Origin of the sequence: Pararhizobium arenae (assembly GCF_001931685.1) — a bacterium.
GTDB classification, from domain to species: domain Bacteria; phylum Pseudomonadota; class Alphaproteobacteria; order Rhizobiales; family Rhizobiaceae; genus Pararhizobium; species Pararhizobium arenae.
The window spans coordinates 350,091-367,843 of sequence record NZ_MOOY01000004.1; the positions used below are offsets into that span (position 1 = coordinate 350,091).

The 17,753-nt window shown below is 61.5% G+C and carries 16 protein-coding genes and 1 other annotated feature; of the genes, 13 read left to right on the forward strand and 3 right to left on the reverse strand.

Going from position 1 to position 17,753, the window contains the following annotated elements; genetic code table 11:
* Nucleotides 1–7 precede the first annotated feature (7 nt).
* The 5 genes from BLX89_RS11045 (at nucleotide 8) to BLX89_RS11065 (ending at nucleotide 5,095) form a co-directional block, all read left to right on the forward strand.
* Nucleotides 8–700, forward strand: a complete 693-nt coding sequence (locus tag BLX89_RS11045; RefSeq protein ID WP_075290946.1) for a glutathione S-transferase family protein — start codon at nucleotides 8–10, stop codon at nucleotides 698–700.
* 12 nt (nucleotides 701–712) lie between these two features.
* Nucleotides 713–1,873 (forward strand): tRNA epoxyqueuosine(34) reductase QueG, encoded by a 1,161-nt coding sequence (gene queG, locus BLX89_RS11050; RefSeq protein WP_075290947.1) that lies wholly within the window; start codon nucleotides 713–715, stop codon nucleotides 1,871–1,873.
* On the forward strand, nucleotides 1,873–2,745 hold the full coding sequence (locus BLX89_RS11055) for an SDR family oxidoreductase (RefSeq protein ID WP_075291106.1): 873 nt from the start codon (nucleotides 1,873–1,875) through the stop codon (nucleotides 2,743–2,745). Before queG ends, BLX89_RS11055 begins: the two co-directional genes overlap by 1 nt.
* Before the next feature lie 413 nt (nucleotides 2,746–3,158).
* On the forward strand, nucleotides 3,159–3,482 hold the full coding sequence (locus BLX89_RS11060) for a septal ring lytic transglycosylase RlpA family protein (RefSeq protein ID WP_245292815.1): 324 nt from the start codon (nucleotides 3,159–3,161) through the stop codon (nucleotides 3,480–3,482).
* Nucleotides 3,483–3,805: 323 nt separating this feature from the next.
* Complete coding sequence (locus BLX89_RS11065) at nucleotides 3,806–5,095, forward strand: RsmB/NOP family class I SAM-dependent RNA methyltransferase (RefSeq protein ID WP_075291108.1); 1,290 nt, start codon at nucleotides 3,806–3,808, stop codon at nucleotides 5,093–5,095.
* A 54-nt stretch (nucleotides 5,096–5,149) separates the two neighbouring features.
* Here the strand turns inward: BLX89_RS11065 and BLX89_RS25335 are convergent, their stop codons facing one another.
* Nucleotides 5,150–6,070, reverse strand: a complete 921-nt coding sequence (locus tag BLX89_RS25335; protein ID WP_075290948.1) for a calcium-binding protein — start codon at nucleotides 6,068–6,070, stop codon at nucleotides 5,150–5,152.
* Nucleotides 6,071–6,471: 401 nt separating this feature from the next.
* On the opposite strand from BLX89_RS25335, the gene BLX89_RS11075 reads away from it, so the two are divergent.
* The 4 genes from BLX89_RS11075 to BLX89_RS11090 all read left to right on the forward strand — a co-directional run bounded on the left by BLX89_RS11075 (nucleotide 6,472) and on the right by BLX89_RS11090 (nucleotide 11,996).
* Entirely contained in the window at nucleotides 6,472–7,752 is a 1,281-nt protein-coding gene (locus BLX89_RS11075) for an imelysin family protein (protein WP_075290949.1), read from the forward strand.
* A gap of 295 nt (nucleotides 7,753–8,047) precedes the next feature.
* Nucleotides 8,048–9,607, forward strand: a complete 1,560-nt coding sequence (locus tag BLX89_RS11080; RefSeq protein ID WP_245292807.1) for a di-heme oxidoreductase family protein — start codon at nucleotides 8,048–8,050, stop codon at nucleotides 9,605–9,607.
* Entirely contained in the window at nucleotides 9,607–10,725 is a 1,119-nt protein-coding gene (locus tag BLX89_RS11085) for an imelysin family protein (RefSeq protein ID WP_075290950.1), read from the forward strand. The genes BLX89_RS11080 and BLX89_RS11085 overlap by 1 nt, the downstream gene beginning before the upstream one ends.
* A 173-nt stretch (nucleotides 10,726–10,898) precedes the next feature.
* Nucleotides 10,899–11,996 carry a DUF1513 domain-containing protein gene (locus tag BLX89_RS11090; RefSeq protein WP_075290951.1) on the forward strand — a complete coding sequence of 366 codons (1,098 nt, stop codon included), beginning with the start codon at nucleotides 10,899–10,901 and terminating at the stop codon, nucleotides 11,994–11,996.
* Here BLX89_RS11090 and BLX89_RS11095 read toward each other — a convergent pair whose 3' ends face one another.
* Together BLX89_RS11095 and BLX89_RS11100 are read right to left on the reverse strand one after the other, a co-directional pair.
* Nucleotides 11,997–12,476, reverse strand: coding sequence for a GNAT family N-acetyltransferase (locus BLX89_RS11095; protein WP_245292808.1), 480 nt, complete (start codon nucleotides 12,474–12,476; stop codon nucleotides 11,997–11,999).
* 126 nt (nucleotides 12,477–12,602) lie between these two features.
* Nucleotides 12,603–14,069 (reverse strand): SulP family inorganic anion transporter, encoded by a 1,467-nt coding sequence (locus BLX89_RS11100; protein WP_075290953.1) that lies wholly within the window; start codon nucleotides 14,067–14,069, stop codon nucleotides 12,603–12,605.
* A gap of 67 nt (nucleotides 14,070–14,136) precedes the next feature.
* Nucleotides 14,137–14,192, reverse strand: a sequence feature (sul1 is cis-regulatory element that is thought to sense ions involved in sulfur or methionine metabolism; They are found in Alphaproteobacteria).
* 143 nt (nucleotides 14,193–14,335) lie between these two features.
* Here BLX89_RS11100 and BLX89_RS11105 point away from each other — a divergent pair.
* From BLX89_RS11105 to guaA, 4 genes are all read left to right on the forward strand, one after another.
* Entirely contained in the window at nucleotides 14,336–14,788 is a 453-nt protein-coding gene (locus BLX89_RS11105) for a TspO/MBR family protein (RefSeq protein WP_075290954.1), read from the forward strand.
* A 72-nt stretch (nucleotides 14,789–14,860) separates the two neighbouring features.
* On the forward strand, nucleotides 14,861–15,313 hold the full coding sequence (locus BLX89_RS11110; protein WP_075290955.1) for a PaaI family thioesterase: 453 nt from the start codon (nucleotides 14,861–14,863) through the stop codon (nucleotides 15,311–15,313).
* On the forward strand, nucleotides 15,310–15,948 hold the full coding sequence (locus BLX89_RS11115; RefSeq protein WP_075290956.1) for a 5'-methylthioadenosine/S-adenosylhomocysteine nucleosidase: 639 nt from the start codon (nucleotides 15,310–15,312) through the stop codon (nucleotides 15,946–15,948). Before BLX89_RS11110 ends, BLX89_RS11115 begins: the two co-directional genes overlap by 4 nt.
* A gap of 232 nt (nucleotides 15,949–16,180) precedes the next feature.
* Nucleotides 16,181–17,743, forward strand: a complete 1,563-nt coding sequence (guaA, locus tag BLX89_RS11120; RefSeq protein ID WP_075290957.1) for a glutamine-hydrolyzing GMP synthase — start codon at nucleotides 16,181–16,183, stop codon at nucleotides 17,741–17,743.
* Nucleotides 17,744–17,753 lie beyond the last annotated feature (10 nt).

The following is a 17,753-nucleotide window of genomic DNA, read 5'->3' on the forward strand; positions in this document are numbered from 1 at the left end:
GTTCCTTATGCCGACATTGTATCATCACCCCATGTCCACCTCGTCTCGCTTCGTCCGGCTGATATTGTCCGAATACGGCTATCAGACGGAACTTGCGGAAGAGCAGCCCTGGGAAAAGCGCCGCGACTTTCTGGCGCTCAATCCTGCCGGCACATTGCCTGTTTATGTCGACGACAGCATGCGGGCGCTGTGCGGCGCGATGGTGATTTCCGAATATCTGGACGAAACCAACGGCGTTTTGAAGCGCGATCGCCGGCTGCTGGCGGAAGACCCCTTCCAGCGCGCGGAAATCCGCCGGCTGGTCGAATGGTTCCTGCAGAAGATGGAAGCCGATGTGACGCGGCCCCTGGTGCGCGAACGCATCTTCAAGCTGCAAATGACGCCGGATCAGGGCGGTGGCGCGCCGGATTCGAAGGCGCTGCGCACCTCGCGGGCGAATATCCGCCAGCACATGAAATATCTGTCGTGGCTTGCGGGCTCGCGCACCTATCTGGCGGGCGACCGGCTTTCCTATGCCGACCTCGCGGCGGCGTCTGCCGTTTCGGTGCTGGACTATCTCGGCGAGATCGACTGGACGGAATCGCCGATGGCCAAGGACTGGTATCAGCGGCTGAAATCGCGACCGTCCTTCCGGCCGCTGCTGGCCGAGAAGGTGCGTGGACTGACGCCTGTTTCGCATTACGCGGATCTGGATTTTTAAAGGGTAGGTTCCATGACCGGCGGCCTTCCATCGCAGGACAGGCAGGACGCCAGACGCTTGAAACTGACGGCGTTCCTGAGGCAAGAAGCGCGCGACAAGGGGTTCGACCTCTGTCGCGTGACGCTGCCGGATTCCATTCCCGAAGCCCCGGGGAGGCTCCGGCAGTTCATTGCCGAAGGCCAGCACGGGACGATGGAATGGATGGCCGAGACGGCGGATCGGCGTGGCGATCCCCGGGTGCTCTGGAGCGATGTGCGCTCGGTCGTTGTCTTCGGCATGAATTACGGGCCGGAGCACGATCCGCGCGATGTCCTGTCGATGCCGGATCGCGGGGCAATCTCCGTCTATGCGCAAAACCGCGATTATCACGACATTGTAAAGGGCAAGCTCAAGGAAGTCGCGACCCGCTTTGCGGCGCGGGCGGGCGAGGATGTGAAAGTCTTTGTCGATACCGCGCCCGTCATGGAAAAGCCGCTGGCGGAGCAGGCCGGGCTTGGCTGGCAGGGCAAGCACACCAATCTCGTCAGCCGCGACTTCGGCTCCTGGCTGTTTCTGGGCAGCATGTTCACGACGGCCGATCTCGAAGTCGATGCGCCGGAGGTCGATCATTGCGGCTCGTGTCGGGCCTGTCTTTCCGCCTGTCCGACCGACGCCTTTCCGGCGCCCTACCGTATCGATGCGCGGCGCTGCATTTCCTATCTGACGATCGAGCACAAGGGGCCGATCGATCCCGCGCTTCGGCCGTTGATCGGCAACCGCATCTATGGCTGCGACGACTGTCTGGCGGCCTGTCCATGGAACAAGTTTGCCGCGACCGCCTCCGAGATCAAGCTGAAGGCGCGCGACGAGCTAAAGGCACCGAAGCTTGCGGAACTGATGGCGCTCGACGATCCGGCATTCCGGGCGATGTTTTCGGGCTCGCCGGTCAAGCGCATCGGGCGGGATCGCTTCGTGCGCAATGTGCTGATGGCGGCGGGGAATTCCGGGGATCGGGAGATGATCGCCTCCTGTCTCGCGCTGAGCGAAGATGCCTCGCCGGTGGTGCGGGGCATGGCCGTCTGGGCGCTGTCGCGTCTGATGACCTCTGGCGAATTTTCCGAATTTGCGGCAAGACGGAAAGATGAGACCGATCCGGATGTGATCGGGGAATGGACGTATGCAGGAGTGATATGATGCGCGTTTTGATCCTGGGGGCCGGGTATTCCGGCAAGGCGATTGCCAGGGAACTGTTACCTCTGGCCTCCCGCATCACAGGTACGACGCGCTCTCTTGAAAAACGGGCTGCACTGACGGCAATCGGCATCGAGGCGCTTGTTTATGACGGCAACGAAATTTCGCCGGAACTGGCCGCCGAGATGGCGCGGGCGACCCACCTCATCCAGTCGATCGCGCCGGGACGTGAGGGCGATCCGATCATCCGGCTCGGTTTCACCCGCATGCGGGACCTGATGCCGGCGCTGGAATGGGTCGGCTATCTCTCGACGGTCGGCGTCTATGGCGACCACAAGGGCGGCTGGGTGGACGAGGAGAGCGAATGCAAGCCCGTGTCGCAGCGCTCGCGGGAGCGGGTCGAGGCGGAGGACGGCTGGATGGCGTTCGGTGAAGCGTCAGGCATACCTGTTGCCGTTCTGCGGCTTGCCGGCATCTATGGGCCGGGTCGCAATACCTTCCGCAATCTGGAAGAGGGAACGGCCAAACGGCTGATCAAGCCGGACCAGGTGTTCAACCGCATCCGTGTGGAGGATATTGCCGGCGCGACGGCGTTGCTGATCGATAAGCACGCCGATGGTATCTTCAACATCACCGACAACGAGCCGGCACCGCCGCAGGATCTGGTTTCGATGGCAGCCGATATGATGGGTGTCGAGCCGCCGCCGGAAGTCGCCTTCGAAAGCGCCGAGCTGACGCCGATGGCGCGCTCTTTCTACGGCGAGAACAAACGGGTCTCCAACAGGAAGCTGCGGGACGCGGGTTACGTCATGCGATTTACAGACTACCGGGCGTCGCTCGCCGACCTCTGGGAGGCAGGACGCTGGCGCGGATAGACAGGCTTTCGATGGTCTCCAGCACTGCCACATTTTGAGGGTTGAGTACAATCAAAGCGAGAGTAGAAGATTTTCTAGCCTGTGGATTGGTGCCTTCAGAGGCATCTAAAAAAATTTAATCCCGTTTTTATTCGATAACCGCATTAAACTTCCACGTTTGAGGCAGGTTTTTGCTTCGGCTTTGAATCTAAACGGAATCTTCTCGAATGGTGCGCAAATTCAATTTTTGACAATCTTTAAAACCCCCAGAAATGCCGGAAATCCTAACGGAGGGTAAAAGGTTGAGGCACGTTTTCGCCACTTTTGCCCCTGAAAAGCCGAGCCTTCGTAAGACTTGACTAAATTTCAGGCCTAGGGGTTCACGTTTGGCTAACCGAAAATTCTCGGCAATTGCAGGTGCAATTGTCTTTGCCTTGGGGGCAACTCTCACAACGACAACGACGGCGGAAGCCAAGAGTGCAGCCTGTGGCGGCGCATCCTGGTATGCGCTGGGATCGCGCACCGCGTCTGGCGAGCGCATGAACGCTGCCAAGCTCACCGCTGCCCACCGCAGCCTGAAGTTCGGCACCAAGGTTCAGGTCACCAACAAGCGCAACGGCAAGAGCGTTGTCGTTCGCATCAACGATCGTGGCCCCTTCATTCGCGGCCGAGTCCTCGATCTCTCCAAGGGCGCGGCCTCCCAGATCGGCATGATCCGTTCTGGTACCGCCAGCATCTGTTATCAGGTCATCGGCTAGAACCGAACGGCATTCAGCCCATGCCGGTCTGCAAATGGTGCCTTCCCGCGCTTCCGGTGCTCACGTACCGAAAGTACGCTGCGCTCCGGCTCACGGAAAATCACCATTTTCGACTCGTCCTGAACTGAATGCCGATCGGTTCTTGATCATACGGAAAGGCGAACGGACCTGACCGGAAAAGGTTCCGGGAAGGGTTAGACGGTTGGAGAGCATCGCTCTCTGACACTCGGAGCCGAATAAGGCTCCAACCCGCTGCCAATGCCGATGGCGGCTTGCTCTTCGGGCTCATCGCCGCTACCACGGCGGAAAATGGAGTGATGAAGATGCGATTGGGTGGCAGGCTTGCCGGCGCCGTTGAAGTTCTGGCCGATATCGAAGCGCGCAAACGTCCGGTGGCCGATGCCCTGAAGGATTGGGGCCTGGCGCACCGCTTTGCCGGATCCGGCGACCGCGCCGCGATCGGCAACATCGTCTATGACGCGCTGCGCATGAAACTCTCCCACGCATTTCTGATGGACAGCGACAGCGCGACCGCGCTCGGCCATGCCGTGATGTTCCGCCAGTGGGGTGTTTCGCCCGAGCAACTGGCTGCCGAACTGGAAGGCGACAAGTTTGCGCCCGAGCCGCTGACGGATGCAATGAAGGCCGCCTTTGCCAGCCGCAAGCTGGAAGACGCGCCGCTGCATGTGCAGGGCGATATCCCCGAGTGGCTGCAGCCGTCCTTCGAGGACAATTTCGAGGACGAGTGGCTGGCGGAAGCGCAGGCGCTGGCCGGGCGTCCCTCGCTCGACCTGCGCGCCAACACGCTGAAGGCGAGCCGCGACAAGGTTTTGAAGGCACTGGAGCGCAGCGGCGTCGAGCCGACGGTGATTGCCCGCAATGGCGTGCGCGTGAAGGCTGGCGAAGGTCCGTCGCGGCTGCCGAACGTCACGGCGGAACTCTCCTTCCAGAAGGGCTGGTTCGAGGTGCAGGACGAGGGCTCGCAGATCGTCGCCGATCTCGTCTATCCGCAGGAAGGCGATCAGGTTCTCGACTATTGCGCCGGCGGTGGCGGCAAGACGCTGGCCATGTCGGCAGCCATGAACAACAAGGGCCAGATCCACGCCTATGACACCGACCGCAAGCGGCTCGCGCCGATCATCGAGCGCCTGAAACGCGCCGGCACCCGCAATGTGCAGGTGCATGACCGGTTTGAAGAGCTTGCCCAGTTCATGGGCCGTTTCGACAAGGTGCTGGTTGACGCGCCTTGCACGGGTACGGGCACATGGCGGCGTCGCCCGGACACCAAATGGCGGCTGACACAGAAGAGCCTGGAAGAGCGCATGGGCCAGCAGCAGGAAGCGCTGATGAGCGCGGCGAATTTCGTGAAGCCCGGCGGCCAGCTCGTTTACGTTACCTGTTCCGTGCTGCCGGAGGAAAACGAGGCGCAGGTCTACGCCTTCTGCGAGGCCAATCCCGATTTCGAGATGATCTCGGTTGCCGATCGCTGGGCCGAGCTGTTCGGTGAGGACAAGCCGCAGCCGTGGTCCGCCGACATGATGAGCGTGACCCTGACGCCGGCCGCGACCGATACGGACGGCTTCTTCTTCTGCGTGATGGAAAAGGCGTCCTGATACAGATGATCGCCGCGATGGAAGCCACGCGGCGATCAGCACATATCAACCCGCTTAGATGACGATAAAGTCGGCGTAGGTCAGGGACAGGTTCTTCGACAGCGTGGCGAAATGCACCGAGCCGCCGGAAGCACTGCCGTTGGAATCGTAGAAAAGCTTGCCGGTGTCGGTTTCATAGATGATGCGGTCATTGGCATCATGCGCCTTGCCGGAGGTGCTGGCGTAGAAGGCGGACGAGGCAAGCGGGCCCGCCTTCGTCAGCTTGGTGAAGACACCGTTTTCCAGATGGATCGTGTCATCCTTCACATTGAAGTCGGTAATCGTATCGATATTGGTGGTGGCGCTCAGGGCGGTATCGAAGATGAACGTGTCCTTGCCCGTGCCCCCGGTCAGTTTGTCGTTTCCGGCCTGAGCGCGCAGGAAGTCGTTACCTGTTCCGCCGTTTAGCGTATCGTTTCCGGTTCCGCCGTCCAGCCAGTCATTGCCGTCCTGACCGTAAACGACGTCGTTGCCGCTGTCGCCGTCGAGATCGTCATTGCCCTTGCCCCCAGAGAGCGTGTCGTTGCCCTTGTCGCCCCAGATCATGTCGGCATAAGCGGTGCCGGTGATGGTGTCGCTGCCGGACAGCAGGGCGGCGAGGAATTTTGCCGAGCTGCCGCTGTCGATGGCCGCGTTGAGCGTTTTGGCAGAAAGAGACAGTCCGGTCTCATTGATGATCGTGAGGCCGTCGGCGACGATCTTGAACGAGGTCAGTGTTCCCCCGGTGATCCCGTAGATTTCGCCGTTGACGAACTTGTAGGTCAGGTTGGTGCCGGTGAACTGCATGTAGTTCTTGGCGTCGTCCTTCAGGAGGATGCCGGTCTTGGTGAACTTTTCGGTGTCGTAATCCATGATGTCGTCGAGTTCTTCACTGAGAAAATCCTCGAAACTCAATCCCCGGGTTTTGACGAATCCGCCAACTGTAATTTTTGCCATCGTGCGCGCTCCTTGCGATATTCCCCCGCGGATTGGCTAGCATGGCGAAACGGCTGGTTCAATTTGGGAACGATCGCGCTACTGCTGATTGTTGAAACAAGGTTATCCGTGCATTAAACCCTTTATTTTCAATATTCTTATACACGCTTCGGTGATGGATCGGCCGATACCGCCGAGACAGGTGTCAGGCGCCCGCGCGCCCGGGTTTCGCACGTCGCGAGACCAAGTTGGAACCTTGAAAACGTTCTAAACTATACTCTTTGACACCAGTTTGCTTTTGGTTCATGAAAGCCGGGTTGTGAGAGCGGTGCCTTATGAACGGCGCCGGGGGCTGCCCGCCGGGTCCGCGACGGGCGGTGGGGATACCGAAGATCATTCGGAAAAAGACATCAGGAGAGGTCATGACCACATCATTCCTTCGCAGCGCCATGCTGGCGCTGGTGACCGCGACGTCCGTGCTGGCGATCACGCCGGCCAGCGCCGCGACCGATGCTGCCGCCGTGGTAAAACACTATGCAGAGGTGGCCCACGCCAAGTTCGAAGATGCGCTGACCACGGCGCAGGCGCTCGACAAGGCCGTGGACGCGCTGATCGCCACCCCGAGCGAGGCGACGCTGAAGGCGGCCCGCGAAGCCTGGTTTGCCGCCCGCAATCCCTATCAGGAAACCGAGGTCTACCGCTTCGGCAACCCGATCGTCGATGAATGGGAAGGCAAGGTGAACGCCTGGCCGCTCGACGAGGGCCTGATCGACTATGTCGACCCGAGCTACGGCACGGAAAGCGATGAAAACGCGCTGTTCACCGCCAATGTGATCGCCAACAAGACGATCAAGATCGACGGCAAGGATGTTGACGCCACCAACATCACGCCGGAATTCCTTTCCGGCACCCTGCAGGAAGCAGGCGGCATCGAGGCGAACGTTGCGACCGGCTACCACGCCATCGAATTCCTGCTCTGGGGCCAGGACCTGAACGGCAACGGCCCGGGCGCCGGCAACCGTCCCTACACCGACTACGACAAGGCCAATTGCACCAATGGTAATTGCGACCGCCGCGCCGCCTATCTGAAAGCGGCAACTCAGCTGCTCGTTTCCGACCTCACGGAAATGGTTGCCAACTGGACGCCGGATGGCGCCGCCACCAAGAACGTGGAAGCCGACCCGAAGGCTGGCCTCGTTGCCATCCTGACGGGCATGGGCTCGCTGTCTTACGGCGAACTGGCTGGCGAGCGCATGAAGCTCGGCCTTTTGCTGCACGATCCGGAAGAAGAGCATGATTGCTTCTCCGACAACACCTACAATTCGCACCTGCACGATGCGATCGGCGTTCAGGCCGCCTATCTCGGTGATTACACCCGCACCGACGGCACGAAGCTTTCCGGCCCGTCGCTCTCGGAAATCGTGGCTGCCAAGGACCCGGCGCTCGACAAGGAAATGAAGGAAAAGCTGGCCGCCACCATCACCGCGATGGAAGCGATGGCCAAGCGCGGCGAGACGGTCGAGAAATACGACCAGATGATCGCCGAGGGCAATGCCGAGGGCAACGCCGCCGTGCAGGCCGCGATCGATGGGCTCGTTGCCCAGGCCAAGACCGTGGAGCGTGTGATTGCCGCGCTCGATCTCGGCACGATCGAGCTTGAAGGTTCCGACAGCCTGGATAATCCTAACGCTGTCTTCCAATAAGAGAAAAGGCGGGCGGCAGCTTTTGGCAGTCGCCCTGTTTTCGCGCATGCGTTTCTTGATGGTTCGCCGTCTCCTTCTGCCGTCCGTTGCCGCCCTGATGCTGGCGACGGGCGGTTTTTCCGTTTTGGCGGGATTTGCGTATTCATCCGCACTTTCACAGGTCGCCGCAGTACCCCCCTCTGTCCCTTCGGGACATCTCCCCCTCAAGGGGGGAGATCGGGAGCAAGCGGTTTTTTCCGGCGATACGGTGAACTGCCATCATTGCGGCAGACCGATCTCCCCCCTTGAGGGGGAGATGTCCGTCAGGACAGAGGGGGGTGAAGCCCCGATCTCCGTACCCGTTACTGTTCACGCGGAATCGTTTGGCAAACCTCAAAAGATCGACGCGGCCACCGAACCATCCGCCAGCCTTTCCGAGCCGCGCACCGATCTCTCGGACGCCGATCGTACCCGCGTAAAAACCGTCACCCGGCCAACATCCGATTTTTCCAAGGCTGAAAACTTCGAAGCCATGTCGGCAGGCGCCGCGACCTCCATCGCGCCGGTCAATCAGGACAGCTTTTCGCAATTCTCCGGCAATCTCAGCTTCGATGAAGAGGGCAGCTTCAGGCTCGGCAAGGCGCTGTTTCAGAAGCTCTGGGTCTCCTCGCCCTCCTCGACGCAGGCATCGGATGGTCTCGGGCCGCTCTACAATGCGCGGGCCTGCCAGACCTGCCATATCCGTGACGGGCGAGGTCATCCGCCGGACGGCAAGGCGGATGCGACCTCGATGTTCCTGCGGCTGGCGCGGGCGCCGAAGACGGACGCCGAGAAGGCTGCGATTGCGGCCCATGATGTTCTGAATTTTCCCGATCCCGTCTATGGGCGGCAATTGCAGGACAGCGCCGTGGTGGGGCTTCCGGCCGAGGGGCGGATGGTGATCTCCTACACGGAAGAGCCCGTGACGCTGAAGGGGGGCGACGTCGTTTCGCTCCGGCGGCCGTCCTATAGCGTTGCCGATCTAGGCTATGGGCCGCTCGGGACCGACACGACGATCTCGCCGCGGGTCACGCAGGCGATGACGGGGCTGGGGCTGATCGAGGCGATCCACCCCGGCGATATCCTTGCCCATGCCGATCCGGATGACCGGGATGGCGACGGCATCAGCGGGCGGGCGGCGATCGTGCGCGACCCAGTGACCGGCGAAAAAGTGCTCGGGCGATTCGGCTGGAAGGCGCAGAGCGCCACCGTGCGCCAGCAGAGCGCCGATGCCTTTGTGACCGATATCGGCATTTCGACGCCGCTCTCGAAGAACAGCCATGGCGATTGTACGCAGGCGCAAACGGCCTGTCTTGGCATGGCCGATGGCGTGCAGGCGCGGCTGGGCGATACCGAAGCGCCTGATCCGGTGCTTGATCTCGTGACCTTCTACGCCGAAAACCTTGCGGTGCCGGCGCGGCGAAAGGCGAGTTTTTCCGATATCTTGGCCGGAAAGAAGCTGTTTTACGAAACGGGCTGCATTGCCTGCCACACTCCTAAATTCGTGACCCGCCGCGACGCCGCCAACAAGGCCCATGCCTTCCAGCTGATCTGGCCCTATTCCGATTTCCTGCTGCACGACATGGGCGAGGGGCTTGCCGATGGGCAGGGTGTTGGAGAAGCCTCGGGGAGGGAATGGCGCACGCCGCCGCTTTGGGGTATCGGTTTGACGAAGACCGTCAGCGGGCACACGTTTTTCCTGCATGACGGCCGCGCCCGGAACCTTACCGAAGCCATCCTCTGGCACGGCGGCGAGGGGCAGACAGCACGCGACCGCTTTGCCGACCTTGAAAAAGCCGACAGGCAGGCCCTCGTCACCTTTCTGGAGTCTCTTTGATGCGTCTATTAACGCTTGTCACTCTCGGATTTTCACTGCTCGCGACCGTTGCCGTCGCGCAGGATTCGAACGGGATGACGCCACGGGTGGTGAACGAGGCGGCGGTGCCGGCGGTTCTGGCAAAGGCCGTGGATGACTTCATCCGGCCGGGCTATCTCGATCTGATGGAGACGACGGCCGCCCTTTCCGAGGCAAGCCATCTCTTCTGCGAAGAACCTTCGGAAGAAAGCCTCGGCAACCTGCAACTCGTCTTTGACGACACGGTGCAGAAATGGTCGACCATCGAGATCGTGCGGGTCGGGCCGGTGCTCGAGCAGAACCGGTTCGAGCGTTTCCTGTTCTTTCCGGATCGTAAAAGCACCGGCCTGAAGCAGGTGCAGCGGATCATCGCGACCAAGGACGAGACGGCGACCAAGCCGGAAACGCTGAAGATCAAGAGCGTCGCCGTGCAGGGCCTGGGCGCGCTGGAATATGTGCTTTATGGCACGGGCTCGGAGGAACTGCCGAACGAGGCGAACGGGTTCCGTTGCCGCTATGGCGCAGCGATTGCCGATAACCTCGCGGAGGTGGCAGCCGAACTGCACGATGCCTGGGAAAAGCCGGATGGCGTGCAGGCCGAGTGGAAGAAGCCGGGGCCAGACAATCCGTCCTTCCGTGACAACAAGGAAGTGGTAACGGGGCTGCTCGGTATTCTCGTGCATGGCGTGGAGACCGTGAAGGACCAGCGCATCCGGCCGTTCTACGCCGGCATCGTCGATGGCGTTCCCGACAGGGGACATCCGAAGCTTGCCGTCTACTGGCGCTCCGGCAACACCATGCCGTCGCTGTATGCGAACTTCACGGCGCTTGAGACGCTGTTCAACATCTCCGACATGCGCTCGCTTTTGCCTGCGGATAGCAAATCGGTGGCGGGATCGGCGAATTTCGTCTTCAAGTCGCTGGTGCGGGTGAGCGAAGAGATCGACCTGCCGATCGACGAGGCGATCGCCGATGACGAGCAGCGGGCAAAACTCGATTTCATCGTGCTCAACGCCGACGATCTTCTGCAGCGGCTGAACAAGGATTTCGGCGGGGCGATCGGCCTCAGCGCCGGCTTCTCCTTCGCGGACGGGGATTGATGGCTGGCGCTTCCAAATCGGCGCGCGCGGCGGGTTCCCTCTTCTCCCCAGCGGGGAGAAGGTGGCGCTTAGCGCCGGATGAGAGGGCGGCTGGCTCTGAATTTGCGGCAAAGCCCCCCTCATCTGCCCTTCGGGCATCTTCTCCCCGAGGGGAGAAGGGGGAAATCGCGGCAATGTCCTTTGCACGAACAGCGCCGCTGATCGAGCGTCGCTCGTTCCTGAAGATGGCGGGTGCCGCCTGGGCGGCAACGCTTGCGCCGGGATCGGCCTTTGCGCTGGCGCGTACCGATGCCGTCTATGCCTCCGGCTTCATGGCGCCGGATGGCTCCTATGGCATCGCCACGGTGACGGAACAGGGCGAGATCGTCGAGAAAGTCGCATTGCCGGCGCGGGCGCATGGCATGGCCTATTCGGTCGCGACGGGAAAGAGCGTCGCCTTTTCCCGCCGGCCCGGCACCTATGCGATGATCTTCGATCCGGCCGGGCGTTCCGAGCCGATCGTGATCAGTGCGATCGAGGGGCGGCATTTCTTCGGCCATGGCTGCTTTTCGGCGGACGGACGGCTGCTCTATGCGACCGAAAACGATTTCGCGGCCAATCGCGGCATGGTCGGGATTTACGATGGCACGAATGTTTTTGCGCGGATCGGCGAGTTTCCAACCTATGGCATCGGCCCGCACGATATGACGCTGTCGCCAGACGGCAAGCTGCTGGTGATCGCCAATGGCGGCATCGAGACCCATCCGGATTTCGGCCGCACCAAGCTCAATCTCGACCATATGGAACCCTCGCTGGCGCTGGTCGATACAGAGACCGGGGCGCTGGTCGAGCGTCACACCATGCCCGACCGCTGGCGCCAGCTTTCCACCCGGCATGTCGATATCGATGCGAAGGGGCGCATCTGGTTTGCCTGCCAGTATGAGGGGCCGCGCAACGACCTGCCGCCGCTCGCCGGCTCCTTTGCGCCGGGCGAGGATATCCGCTTCGTCGATCTGCCGGAGGAGGCGACAATTGCTCTGGCGAATTATGTCGGCGCGATCGCGGTCAACCGGGCCGAGGGGCTTGTCTGCCTGACCTCGCCGAAGGAGGGCGTGGCCGTGACGCTGGATGCGGTGACGGGTAAGCTCATCCGGCAGGAAACGATTTTGGATGCGGCCGGCGTCGCCGCCTCGCCAAAAGCTTTTGCGGTTTCCAGCTATGACGGCGATTTTGCTGGCCGGCACAGCGACGTCGCCTGGGACCAGCATATCGTGCGGATCGGCCGCGTTTAATCAGATCTCTGCTAGTTCCACGAGGTTTGGCCAGAGATAGGCGAGTTGCTCATAGTCCCTGTTGCCAACGTGGACAGAACCTTTGGCCACAACTTTAGCGCCCAGCCGTTCGTAGAAGCCGCGATTGGGATTGTCTGACAGGACCCAAGCGAACAGGCCGTTCGCACCTTGGCTCCGGCAATCCTGTGCGACAGCCTTGACCAGCGCCTTGCCGAGGCCAGCGCCTTGCGCTGCGGGGCGGATATAGAGCGCATACAGCTCCATGACGCCGGCGATGGCGGGGCCGCGGGCCGTGCCGTAATTAGCAAAGCCGATCAACCCATCGGCATCGACACCCGCCTGATAGGCAACGCCCGGCGTGCCCATGCGCCGGGTATGGCGGAGCGCCTGATCGTCCTCGCTCATGCCGGCGAGATAGGCATCCTCAATGATGCCGCGAAACGCATGCCGCCATGTCTCGACGAGAATTTCGCCGATCATGGGCAGGTCCTCGGCGTCGGCGGGGCGGATGCGGAAGGCTTGGTGCATGAGGGGGATATGGGGTGAGCGAGGAAGGGTTGGAAGAGCGCTGCCGGAGCACTCGTCTCCTGCGATGCCGCTGTAAGGTCAGACCTCCTTCAGCGACATCGATCCGCTGATGTTGTCGATCAGGGTGGTGCTCGCCTGGTTCAACCCGAGGACATCGGGGATTATGCCGTGGGCTTTGAACCGTTCCACGACTTTGTCGAGAGCCGCAACGGCCGTGATGTCCCAGAAGTGAGCCTGCGATACGTCGATCGTGACGGTCATCCCGGTCGTTTCCTCGATATCGAAGGCGTCGATGAAGATATCGGCTGACGCGAAGAAGACCTGACCGGAAACCTGATATGTCAAGTGCGTTCCCTTGTCGTCGATTTCGGTTTTCACGCGCAACAGCCTCGCGACCTTGAACGTGAAAAACACGCCGCTCAGGAGAACGCCGACGGTGACGCCGAGCGCGAGATTGGCGCTGAACACCGTTACGATCACGGTCACGACCATGACAGCGCTCGACATCTTGGGATGGATGGCTACCGTCTTCAGCGACGACCAGTCGAATGTGTCGATGGAAACCATCACCATGATGGCGACCAGCGCCGCCACGGGAACCTCAGAAACCCACGGCTTGAGCAGCACCATCAGGACCAGCAGGAACGCACCGGCAAACAGGGTGGAAAGCCGCCCGCGTCCACCGTATTTCACGTTGCTGACGGTCTGTCCGATCATGCCGCAGCCGGCGATGCCGCCGAACAGGCTGGCGGCAGCATTGGCGATGCCGAGACCGGTGGCTTCCCGGTTTTTCGAGCTTGGCGTTCCCGTCAGGTCATCAACCACGCTGGCTGTCATCATGGATTCCAGAAGGCCGACCATGGCGATGGCAAGCGCCGGGCCTGCAATGATCTTCAGGGTTTCCAACGTCAGCGGAACGGCGGGCCAGCCAAAGATGGGGAGGGAATCCGGCAGCTTGCCGAGATCGGCAATGGTCGCGACAGGGAGCTGAAACGCCATGGATGCCGTTGTCAGAACCAGGATGCAGATCAGGGGCGAGGGTACGGTGGTCGTGATTTTGGGGGCGAGATAGATGACCGCCAGTCCGGCCGCCAGCATACCATAGGCCAGCCAGTCGCCGCCGATGATATGGGGCAGCTGGGCGGAGAAGATGAGGATTGCGAGTGCGTTGACGAAACCGGTGCGGACAGATTTCGAAACGAAGCGCATAAGCACGCCGAGGCGCAGCAGACCGAAAACAATCTGAAAGAGGCCGGCCAGCAATCCGGCCGCCAGCAGATAGGCAAGCCCGTGGGCGTGCACCAGAGGTGCTGCAACAAGCGCCACCGACCCGGCGGCAGCCGAGATCATCGCCGGCCGTCCGCCCGTAAAGGCGATGACGATGCCAATGACGAAGGACGCAAAGAGGCCGACCTCAGGATCGACACCCGCCACGAAGGAAAAGGCAATGACTTCAGGAATGAGGGCAAAGGTAGCGACGGCTCCGGCGAGCATTTCGCGCATGGGATTGGCTGACCAATCCCGACGGAAGGAAGAAAATTGCATGGGTAAATCTCGCAAAGCATGATGACCACGCTCTGTTGAGCGGTCACGAAAGGACATGCAGGTTTTGCGTGGTCTGGCGGATCGGCGGCCAGAAGAGCCACCCGGAGTTTCACCGGGTCCGTGGTGAGTGGCTTTTCTTTACCGGATTCATTCGGCAATGCAACATGAAAGCCCGCTTTCCTCGCTGAGCCTGGTGTTCCGGATCCTGTATCTCGATCGCTGCAACTGGGCTGGACGCAGCATCCCTCCGCGCTATTTCAAGCTCCATGTCAAAAGCTCTCGTCTACATCCTCTTCATCATCCTCGTCGTCGGCTGCGGCCTTTTGATCGGCATCAACAATGTGCCCGGCGAATGGTATCAGGCGCTGGCGAAACCGTCGTTCAATCCGCCGAACTGGATTTTCGCGCCGGTCTGGACGGCGCTTTATGTGATCATCGGTTTCGTCGGGGCACGGGCCTTTCTTCATCATCGTGAGACGCCGATGATGCGATGGTGGGTCACCCAGATGGTGTTCAATTTCGCGTGGTCGCCGCTGTTCTTCGGGTTTCAGGAGATCGCGCTAGCGCTGATCGTCATTCTGGCTCTTCTGATCTCGATCATCGGCTTTGTGGTCGCAAGCTTCGGGCGGGATCGGCTGTCGTTCCTGCTGTTTCTTCCCTATCTTGCCTGGGTCGCCTTCGCGTCGCTGCTCATCCTTTCGATTTTCCTCATGAATTGAGCTTGCCGGGTCAGGTCGTGCATGCCAGTGTCGGCACCGAAGACGACTGAGAACGGGATTGCGACCAACGCCATGCAGGACGACAGGCCGACGGATTTTCGGAACCGGATCCGCAAGAGTTTCGACAGGCAGGCGGCGATGCGTACGATAGGGGCGGAGCTGACGCGGGTCGAGCAGGGGACTGTCGAGATCGAGCTTCCCTTTGACGAGAAGCTGACCCAGCAGCACGGCTTCCTGCATGCCGGCATTATCTCTGCGGCACTCGATGCGGCCGGCACCTATGCCGCCTATTCGGTGCTCGATCCGGATGCCTCGATCCTGACCATCGAGTTCAAGGTCAACCTGATGTCGCCGGGGCGCGGCGAACGCTTCTTGTTTCGCGGCGAGGTGACGAAGCCGGGCACGACGATCATCGTGTCCGACGGGCGCGGCTACGCGATCTCGCCGGACGGCCCTGCCAAGCTGATCGCCTCCATGACCGGCACGATGATGGTGATCCGCGGACGCGAGGGGATCGAGGGATGAGTTTCGAGCTGAAACCGGTCGCGGACAAGACGCTGCTCTATGTGATGGCGGCGGATGCCGAATATGGCGCGCATCTACGGGCCCGCATCCTGCCCCTGATGACCGGCGTCGGGCCGGTCGAGGCGGCGGTGGTGCTGACGCGCACGCTGGCGGAACTGAACGGCCAGGGCGTTCTGCCCGATCTCGTGGTGTCGCTCGGGTCGGCGGGCTCGGCGAAGCTGGAGCAGGCGGAGGTCTATCAGGCGACATCCGTTGCCTATCGCGACATGGATGCCTCGGCGTTCGGTTTCGAGAAGGGAGCGACGCCGTTTCTCGATCTGCCCGTCGTCGTCGATCTGCCGCTGAGGATACCGGGCGTGCCGGAGGCAAGTCTTTCGACCGGGGCCAATGTCGTCTCCGGTGCCGCCTATGATGGGATCGCGGCTGATATGGTGGAGATGGAGACCTTTGCCGTGCTGCGGGCCTGCCAGTCGTTCGCCATCCCGCTGATCGGGCTGCGCGGGATTTCCGATGGCAAGGCCGAGGTCAGCCATATCCATGACTGGACCCAGTATCTCCACATCATCGACGAGAAGCTGGCTGCCGCCGTCGATGCGCTGGAAGAAGGGGTAGAGTCGGGGGCGATAGCGCTTTAGCCGCGATCTCCCCCTTCTCCCCGCGCGCGGGGAGAAGGTGCCCGAAGGGCGGATGAGGGGCACACCCGGCAATATCGAGGAGGAGAGTTTGCCCCTCACCCTAGCCCTCTCCCCGCAGGCGGGGAGAGGGGACGACAGCGCCCGGAAATTGTGCGGGTGCAATGTAATCGTTGCACTTCAGCGAGGCTTTAATTAAAGGCTCGCCATGATCCCGCTTGCTGAAAGATCCCCCATGACCCAGACAGCGCATCCCGATACCGTCCTCATCATCGATTTTGGCAGTCAGGTCACCCAGCTGATCGCGCGCCGCGTTCGTGAAGCCGGCGTCTATTGCGAAATCGTGCCGTTCCAGTCCGCAGAAGAAGGGTTTCACCGGCTGCAGCCGAAGGCCATCATCCTTTCGGGCAGCCCCGCCTCGACGCTGGAGATCGGCTCGCCGCGGGCGCCGCAGATCGTCTTCGATTGCGGCCTGCCGGTGCTCGGCATCTGCTATGGCCAGCAGACCATGTGCGAACAGCTCGGCGGCAAGGTCGAGGCCGGCCATCATCGCGAGTTCGGTCGCGCCTTCTTGGAAATCAACAAGGACTGCGCCCTTTTTGACGGCATCTGGCCGGTCGGCTCGCGCCATCAGGTCTGGATGAGCCACGGTGACCGCGTGACCGCGATCCCCGAAGGCTTCGAGGTCGTCGCGACCTCGGCCAACGCGCCGTTTGCCTTTATCGCCAACGAGAAGCGTCGCTTCTACGCCGTGCAGTTCCACCCGGAAGTGGTGCATACGCCGGATGGCGCGAAGCTTCTCTCCAATTTCGTGCACAAGGTTGCCGGCCTCAAGGGCGACTGGACGATGGCGGCCTACCGCGAGCAGGCGGTTGAGCAGATCCGCAAGCAGGTTGGCGACAAGCGGGTGATCTGCGGCCTCTCCGGCGGAGTGGACTCGTCCGTTGCGGCGCTGCTGATCCATGAAGCCATCGGCGACCAGCTGACCTGCATCCTCGTCGACCATGGCCTGATGCGCAAGAACGAGGCGGCGGATGTCGTTGCCATGTTCAAGGAACATTACGAAATCAAGCTCGTGCATGTGGATGCGGCCGACCTGTTCATCAATGCGCTGGAAGGCGAAAGCGATCCGGAAAAGAAGCGCAAGACCATCGGCAAGCTGTTCATCGATGTGTTCGAGGCGGAAGCCAGGAAGCTCGGCGGCGCGGATTTCCTCGCCCAAGGCACGCTCTATCCGGACGTCATTGAAAGCGTGTCGTTTACGGGCGGTCCTTCTGTCACCATCAAGTCTCACCACAATGTCGGCGGCCTGCCCGAGCGCATGAACATGAAGCTGGTCGAGCCGCTGCGCGAGCTGTTCAAGGACGAGGTTCGCGTTCTTGGCAAGGAACTTGGCCTGCCGGATTCGTTTATCGGCCGCCATCCGTTCCCCGGTCCGGGCCTTGCGATCCGCTGCCCCGGCGGCATCACCCGCGAGAAGCTGGAAATCCTGCGCGAGGCGGACGCCGTCTATCTCGACGAAATCCGCAAGGCGGGTCTCTATGATGCAATCTGGCAGGCCTTTGCCGTGCTGCTGCCGGTGCAGACCGTCGGCGTCATGGGTGATGGCCGCACCTACGAATTCGTCTGCGCGCTGCGCGCCGTGACCTCGGTCGATGGCATGACGGCGGATTTCTATCACTACGACATGGAATTCCTCGGCCGCGCGGCGACCCGCATCATCAACGAAGTCCGCGGCATCAACCGCGTCGTCTACGACGTGACCTCGAAGCCGCCGGGCACGATCGAGTGGGAATAAGGTTTATCCG

Excerpts from the sequence above, each read along its gene's own strand:
- guaA (WP_075290957.1), top strand. The coding sequence starts at position 16,181 with ATGACCCAGACAGCGCATCCCGATACCGTCCTCATCATCGATTTTGGC.
- BLX89_RS11095 (WP_245292808.1), bottom strand. The coding sequence starts at position 12,476 with ATGATCGGCGAAATTCTCGTCGAGACATGGCGGCATGCGTTTCGCGGC.
- BLX89_RS11110 (WP_075290955.1), top strand. The coding sequence starts at position 14,861 with ATGCAGGACGACAGGCCGACGGATTTTCGGAACCGGATCCGCAAGAGT.
- BLX89_RS11065 (WP_075291108.1), top strand. The coding sequence starts at position 3,806 with ATGCGATTGGGTGGCAGGCTTGCCGGCGCCGTTGAAGTTCTGGCCGAT.
- BLX89_RS11090 (WP_075290951.1), top strand. The coding sequence starts at position 10,899 with ATGTCCTTTGCACGAACAGCGCCGCTGATCGAGCGTCGCTCGTTCCTG.
- queG (WP_075290947.1), top strand. The coding sequence starts at position 713 with ATGACCGGCGGCCTTCCATCGCAGGACAGGCAGGACGCCAGACGCTTG.
- BLX89_RS11045 (WP_075290946.1), top strand. The coding sequence starts at position 8 with ATGCCGACATTGTATCATCACCCCATGTCCACCTCGTCTCGCTTCGTC.
- BLX89_RS11115 (WP_075290956.1), top strand. The coding sequence starts at position 15,310 with ATGAGTTTCGAGCTGAAACCGGTCGCGGACAAGACGCTGCTCTATGTG.
- BLX89_RS11055 (WP_075291106.1), top strand. The coding sequence starts at position 1,873 with ATGCGCGTTTTGATCCTGGGGGCCGGGTATTCCGGCAAGGCGATTGCC.
- BLX89_RS11085 (WP_075290950.1), top strand. The coding sequence starts at position 9,607 with ATGCGTCTATTAACGCTTGTCACTCTCGGATTTTCACTGCTCGCGACC.
- BLX89_RS11080 (WP_245292807.1), top strand. The coding sequence starts at position 8,048 with ATGTCCGTCAGGACAGAGGGGGGTGAAGCCCCGATCTCCGTACCCGTT.
- BLX89_RS25335 (WP_075290948.1), bottom strand. The coding sequence starts at position 6,070 with ATGGCAAAAATTACAGTTGGCGGATTCGTCAAAACCCGGGGATTGAGT.
- BLX89_RS11105 (WP_075290954.1), top strand. The coding sequence starts at position 14,336 with ATGTCAAAAGCTCTCGTCTACATCCTCTTCATCATCCTCGTCGTCGGC.
- BLX89_RS11100 (WP_075290953.1), bottom strand. The coding sequence starts at position 14,069 with ATGCAATTTTCTTCCTTCCGTCGGGATTGGTCAGCCAATCCCATGCGC.
- BLX89_RS11075 (WP_075290949.1), top strand. The coding sequence starts at position 6,472 with ATGACCACATCATTCCTTCGCAGCGCCATGCTGGCGCTGGTGACCGCG.